Here is a 5,880-nt window from a genome sequence, read left to right on the forward strand (position 1 = left end):
CACCTTCATGGCCACCGTCGACGGCACGCTGTCGCAGCTCGACGTCCGTGAGGGCGGGTTCCTCGGCTCGGGCACGTCCGTCGCGACCATCGAGAAGGCCGGCACGCTCTTCGTGGACGCCGACTTCACGCTCACGCCCCGCGACTACGAGCGCATCCAGGACGGCGCGACCGTCGACGTCATGCTGCCCAACCAGCAGGTCGTCGAGGGCAGCGTCGACCTGGTCAGCGTGCAGACCAAGGACGGCGCGGCCGCGGCCACCGTCCGCGTGGTCAGCGACCAGCTGAGCGAGGGGGCCTACAACGGCCTCGTCGCGAGCGGCACGCCGGTCGAGGCGACCATGCACCTCCGCGACGACGGCATCCTCGCCGGGCCCGTGGACACCATGCAGGACTTCCTGCGCCAGATCGGGGTCTGACGATCCCCGGCGCACGGAGAAAGACGACGGGTCGGTCCGGCCGACGGGATCGTTCGGGATCACCGATCGGCTCCGGGCCGGCCCGTCACCCCCAGGAGGCGCGCGGCGGTACCCGACGCGACCCGCGCCTCCTGACCCTCCGCCGCGTGGTCGCGGGCGTCGCCCTCGGCACGGCCGGCGTGCTCGTGCTGGCCGGGTGCACCGGCGGCTCGGGCACGGACGGCGACACCACGGGACGGCCCGACGCCGGAGGGGACGTGTTCCCCGCCTCGCAGGTCGACCCCCTCGTGGCCGCCCTGCCCCACGAGTCGGTCGGCACCGTGCCGACCATGCGCCTCGCCGACGGGCTCGTCCCGCCGACCAACACCTGGTTCTCGGGGCTCGTGTTCGGCGACGAGCCGACGCCCGTGTTCCCGTTCCCGATCTCGTTCCAGCTGACGGCGGCCGGCTTCGCGACGGGGCTGCCGGTGCCCGTGGCCTCCGAGAAGGCGATCGTGTCGCCCGCCCTGCCCGACGTCACCCTCGACGTCGGGGCCTCGACGACCGAGATCAGCGCCTACGACGACGTGTCGGTGACGATCGCGCACCTCGACGGCGACACGGTGCTCGGTCACACGACCGTCGCCGAGGGCTCGCCGCTCGTCTCGTACACGGCCGCGACCGCGCAGACCGACACCCTCGGCACGGCCGTGACGGCCGTCGGCGAGGGCCGCGGCACGCTCACGGTCGGCAGCACGACGTGGGGTGTGGCCGTCACGGGCGGCAGCCTCGACGGCACGGAGGTCCGGCTCGACGAGGGCGGCTCGGTCGTCCTCGTGCCACTGCCCGACGGGGCCACCGACGCGCAGGTGGGGACGGTGCTCGACGCGGCCGCCTCGCCGCTCGCATCGGTGACCACCGCGCACCGCGCCTCCGGGTCCGGGTCGTCGGCGGTGTCGACCACCGAGCTCGGCTACGAGACGGCGACCGGGGGCGACACCCTGCTCGTGTCGGCCCCGCACATGGGCGACGCGGCGACGGGTGGCGGCACCGGGCTGGGGTACGACACGATCTACGGCACCGTCCCGTTGTCGATCGGCTCGACGCTGGCGTTCGACGCACCGGTCACCACGGCCTCGACCGAGCTCGACCTCTCGGGGCTGAGCGACGACCAGAGGACGCAGCTCGAGGACCAGGTCGAGGCCGACGTCGCGGCCACGGGGGCCCCCGCGGCGGACACCTACTTCGGCGGCAAGGCGCTCTACCGGTCGGCCATGCTGATGCAGCTCGCCCGGCAGCTGGGCGACGACGCGTCGGCCGAGACCCTCCGCACCTCGATCGTCGACCGACTCGACACGTGGACCGACCCCTCGGGCTGCGAGACGCGCGACCAGGAGTGCTTCGTCTACGACCCCGCGGTCAAGGGCGTCGTCGGCAAGGTGGCCTCGTTCGGCTCGGACGAGTTCAACGACCACTACTTCCACTACGGCTACTTCCTCTACGCCGCGGGCGTGGTCGCGGCCGACGACCCCGAGCTGGCCGGGCGGTGGAGCCCCGTGATGGACCTGCTCGCGGCCGACATCGCCTCGGGGTCCGACAACGGGTCGTTCCCCGACCGGCGTGCCTTCGACCCCTACTGGTCGCACAGCTGGGCCTCGGGCTACTCGCCGTTCGCCGACGGCAACAACCAGGAGTCGTCGTCCGAGGCGGTCACCGCCTACGCCGGGCTGTCGCTCTGGGCCGCGGCCACGGGTGACGACGCGCTGGGCGACGAGGCGTCCTGGATGCTCAGCGCCGAGGCCTCGTCGGCGCTGGCCTACTGGCTGAACCCCGACCTGACCGGCCCGACGTCCGCCGGCTACGACCACGAGATCGTGTCGCTGACCTGGGGCGGCAAGCGCGACTACGGCACCTGGTTCTCGGCCGAGCCGTCGGCGATCGCCGGCATCCAGCTGATCCCGCTCAGCCCGTCCTCGGTGTCGTACCTGACGTCGTCGGCCGCGGGCGGGGCCGAGCAGATCGCCGCCGTCGTCGCCGAGGCGAGCCCGTCCGGCTTCGACGCGCCCCTGGGCGACTACGTGCTGATGTACTCGGCGCTGCAGGGACCCGATCAGGCCGCGGCGGCCCTGCGGGCACTCGCCGCCCTGCCCGAGACGGGCATCGACGACGGCAACTCGCGGGCCTACGCGATGGCGTACGTCATGAGCGCCGGGGCGCGGTAGGGCCGAGCACAGGAGGCGCGGGTCGTCAGCCGACGACGCGCACCGGGTCGACGAGGCGCTGCACGCTGCCGTCGGGGTGGTTCGCGACGAGTGCGCCGCCCCAGAAGCCGAGCTGGTCGCGCTCGGCGTCGAGCTGCCAGAGGCGGCGTCCGTCGGACACGTCGAAGGCGGTGACCGTCGAGGTGCGACCGCTCGAGGCGGTCGTGGCGTAGCCGGTCGTGCGGCCGACCAGCGCGATCTGGGACTCGCCCGGCACCACCGCCCGGGCCACCTCGTGGCCCGACGCCGCGTCGAGCAGGCGGACGGTGCGCTCGGCCGCCTCGTCCGACGAGAGGTCGCCGGAGACCGCCGCCGCGCCTCCTGGTTCGAAGGTCTGGGCGAACACGAGCGACCCCCGGTCGCCGGCCGGGTCGGTGGTCACCCGGGCGAGCCCGTGGCGGCGGTCGCGGGGCGGGGCCGTCCAGAGCTCGGCGCCCGTGCGGCGGTCGACGCAAACGACCCCGGGCGTGGTCGAGAAGACGACGCAGTCGCCGGTCGCCTGCACCCCGCGGTCCTGGCGGAAGCCGTGCCGCCAGAGTTCGCGCCCGTCGAGCGAGAGCGCGACCACCGTGCCGTCCGTGTCGTCGGTCGAGGTGGGGATCGCCGGGTCGAGGCCCACCACGACGAGGTCGCCGTCGACGACGAGGGTCGTGGCGGTCGGCAGGTCGGGGCCCCAGTCGTGCGTCTCGCCGGTGCGCCCGTCGACCGCGGTGATGGTCCCGCCGTCGAGCACGAGCAGGCCGTCGGGGGTCAGTGCCTCGTCCTGGCTGCCGGTGGTCTCGCCCGTCCACACGGGGGTGTCGAGGTCGGCGGTGCCGTAGAGCGAGAACTCGCCCGTGCCGGGCTCGGAGTCGTAGTAGACGCGGGAGTCCTGGTACGAGAACTGCGGGTCGCTCGAGACGAGGGCCCAGGAGGCGGTGGCGTCGGTCAGGCGCGCGCGCCCGTTCGGCGAGGTGGTCACGTCGGTCAACTCGCCGGTCCCGAGGTCGAGGCGGGCGTACGACGAGGCGAACCCGTCCCCGCCGAAGCCCAGCGTCGAGACGAGGGCCGTGTCGCCGGCGTCGTCGGCGGGCCAGACCTGGACGAAGCCGCTGCCGGCGTCGAGCTCGGCTCCGAGGTCTACCCACCAGCGGACGGTGCCGTCGACCGGGTCGACGCGGGCGAGCCGGCTGACCGTGGGGGCGGTGCCGCCGAAGCCGCCGTCGAAGCGGCAGTCGGCGCCGACGTCGGTGGCGGCGCTCGTGCCCCTGCCGTCGTCGCCCGCGGCACCGCCGGCGCTGACGAGGACGTCGCCGCCGAGCCGGTCGGGGCCGACCGCGGGCTCCGCCTGCCAGAGGAGGCACCGGCCCTGGTCCGCCGGCACGCCGACGTCGGCGGGCGTGAGCGTCCACGACTCGGGGACGGGTTCGTGCCGCAGGTCGTCGCCGACGACGCCGTCGAGCGGCGCGGCCGACGAGTAGCGCGGGGCCTCGACCAGGCCGACGGTCGTGACGAGCGCCGCCGCGACGAGGACCGCGGCGCTCGCGAGGGCGAGCCGACGAGGGCGGGAGGCGCGGTGCCAGACGGCGGCTCCGCTGCGGCGGGCGCGGGAGAGCGGCTGGTCGCTCGGTCGGGCGTCGTCCGTCACCCGGCCATGGTACGAGGCGGGTGCGGGGGCGGGCCGTGAGCGGTCCCGGGGTCGGGACCCGCGCCTCCTGGGCTCCCGGGGTCGGCCGTTAGGCTGGTGCGGGCCGTCCGGTCCCGCCCGCCGGTGCACGAGCGCCGCCGTCCGTTCGCCCTCTCGTCGTTCGTCCCCTCTCGCCCGCCCCTCGAAGGAGCCGTGCCATCGAAGCCGTCGTCATCTCGATCCTCGCCCTGGCGATCGTCGTGCTCGTGGTCATCCAGGTGATCTACCGTCGCCGCGTGCTGCAACGCCGAGAGGCCTCCGGTCAGCGGGTCGTCGGCCGCGGCACCTACGTCGTCTTCGGCGTCATGGCGGCGTTCTTCCTCTTCGCGGTGTTCGTGTTCCCGCTGCTGGTGCGGGGGTAGTCCGTGTCGAACCGGGCCGTGTGGCACCGCACCGCGTGTCGTGCATCCCACCGTGTCTAGTCACGGTGCCGTGCAGGCACTGCGGTGTGCCGTCCCGGCCGACCTCGAGGCGTGCCTGACCGTCTGGGTCGCGGCGTGTGCTGCACGTGACTGGCAGGCGTTCGACGGGGTCGCCGAGCGGGCCCGGCCGAAGTTCGGCGCGGGCGTCGTGTGGCTGGTCGCGGACGGCGTCGACGGGGTCGACGGCTTCGTGCTCGCGACCCGCCCGGGCAGCGGCCTGCCCGCGGACCCGGCCGACGCCCCGGTGCTCGGCCTGCTGGCGGCCGGTCCCGGGGCACAGGCGCGAGGGCTGGGGCGTGCCCTGTTGAGGGAGGCGACCGCGAGGCTGGCCTTGCTCGGGTACCAGCGCGCCGTGTTGCACGCACTCCTCGACAACGTCGCCGCGGTCGGGCTCTACGAGAGCGAGGGGTGGGTGGCCGCGGGCGACCCGTTCGAGCACTCGCTGCTGAAGCGGCCCACGCAGCGGTTCGACCGGCTGCTCTGACCCGGCGGCTCAGCCGCCCTCGGGACGGGCGAAGCCCGAGCGGAACGCGAAGACGGCCGCCTGCACGCGGGTGCGGCCGTCGGTCTCGGCCAACAGGCTCGAGATGTGGCTCTTCACGGTGGCCGTCGGGACGAACGAGACGCGTCCCGGCCTCCTCCGAAGGGATGGTCTCGGGGCGATGCGCCCGAGTGCTCACCCGCCGCGTCGCCATTCCGCCACGAAATGAACACGCCGCCACCCGATGTCATGGCGGGTTGCTTACCTCGTGGCGGGTTGAGCCGCGTCACCCGCCGGCGGCGACCGCCGTGCCGTCGCCGAGGCGGCGGACGACGCCGTCCTGGGTCACGACGACCAGGTGCTGCCCCCAGAACTGGTAGGTCAGCACGTCGTCGCCGGACGTCCGCCAGAGCTCTCGGTGGCTGGAGCGGTCGAGGGCGACGACGGCCAACCGCCCGTCGACCCCGAAGGTCTGCTGGTAGACGGTCGTGCGCCCCTGGGCCAACGGTGCCGAGTACCCCGGCAGGGTCGCCTCGAAGACCACGCGCCCGTCGTCCGCGTCGAACGTCGTCACGGTCGACGTCTCGTCACCGAAACCGCTGGACGGTGAGACGGTGACCTGCACCTCGTCGAAGGCGGAGCTCGGCGAGGGG

General features: G+C 74.3%; 6 protein-coding genes. 4 read left to right on the forward strand and 2 right to left on the reverse strand.

Annotation, left to right across the window (positions count from 1 at the left end; all coding sequences use genetic code 11):
* Together ASE87_RS10595 and ASE87_RS10600 are read left to right on the forward strand one after the other, a co-directional pair.
* On the forward strand, nt 1-418 hold a 418-nt coding region (locus ASE87_RS10595; RefSeq protein ID WP_162235877.1), incomplete at its 5' end, for an HlyD family efflux transporter periplasmic adaptor subunit.
* A gap of 146 nt (nt 419-564) precedes the next feature.
* Complete coding sequence (locus tag ASE87_RS10600; protein WP_056228371.1) at nt 565-2,619, forward strand: glycosyl hydrolase; 2,055 nt, start codon at nt 565-567, stop codon at nt 2,617-2,619.
* A gap of 25 nt (nt 2,620-2,644) precedes the next feature.
* Here ASE87_RS10600 and ASE87_RS10605 read toward each other — a convergent pair whose 3' ends face one another.
* Nucleotides 2,645-4,285, reverse strand: a complete 1,641-nt coding sequence (locus tag ASE87_RS10605) for a PQQ-binding-like beta-propeller repeat protein (protein ID WP_056228374.1) — start codon at nt 4,283-4,285, stop codon at nt 2,645-2,647.
* A gap of 245 nt (nt 4,286-4,530) precedes the next feature.
* Here ASE87_RS10605 and ASE87_RS16150 point away from each other — a divergent pair, with 245 nt between their 5' ends.
* On the forward strand, nt 4,531-4,686 hold the full coding sequence (locus tag ASE87_RS16150) for a hypothetical protein (protein WP_156155614.1): 156 nt from the start codon (nt 4,531-4,533) through the stop codon (nt 4,684-4,686).
* Nucleotides 4,687-4,756: 70 nt separating this feature from the next.
* Nucleotides 4,757-5,230, forward strand: a complete 474-nt coding sequence (locus tag ASE87_RS10610; RefSeq protein WP_056228376.1) for a GNAT family N-acetyltransferase — start codon at nt 4,757-4,759, stop codon at nt 5,228-5,230.
* A gap of 283 nt (nt 5,231-5,513) precedes the next feature.
* Here the strand turns inward: ASE87_RS10610 and ASE87_RS16375 are convergent.
* A partial coding sequence (locus ASE87_RS16375; RefSeq protein WP_235472278.1) for a hypothetical protein occupies nt 5,514-5,880 on the reverse strand: 367 nt, incomplete at its 5' end.

The sequence above is a fragment of the Frigoribacterium sp. Leaf44 genome (genome assembly GCF_001421865.1).
Taxonomy (GTDB): Bacteria; Actinomycetota; Actinomycetes; order Actinomycetales; family Microbacteriaceae; genus Frigoribacterium.